The organism is Polaromonas sp. P1_G2, assembly GCF_056405515.1.
Window position 1 is genome coordinate 1 of sequence record NZ_JBFUBY010001648.1, and the last position, 373, is coordinate 373.

General features: G+C 56.6%; 1 pseudogene. It reads right to left on the reverse strand.

Annotation, left to right across the window (positions count from 1 at the left end):
- Positions 1-208 (reverse strand): annotated as a pseudogene (locus AC1D0P_RS31955) (sugar ABC transporter permease); the annotation flags it as partial.
- Positions 209-373 lie beyond the last annotated feature (165 nt).

The following is a 373-nucleotide window of genomic DNA, read 5'->3' on the forward strand; positions in this document are numbered from 1 at the left end:
GCATGGAACCGACCGACAGGTCGATGTTGCGCGTGACGATGATCAACACCATGCCCGTCGCCATGACGGTGATCGAAGAGGTCTGGACCGAGAGGTTCCAGAGATTGCGGTAGGTGATAAAGGCGCCGAAGCCGTTAAAGATATAGCCGTAGAGGTCAAAGCCGAGCCAGATGACGATCAGCGCTGCGATCATGCCCAGCATGCGCATATCGACTTCCGTCGCCCTCAGAAATGTCTTGATTGGACCTTCACTCACAAGCGTCGGGCCGCTCGTTACCTGCACTTGGGCCATTGGATCGCCTCCCCAAACCCCGAGACGTCAGTCTCTCTGTCGAAATTGTCCGCCGGACCCCGTGATTTGTCCAGCATACTT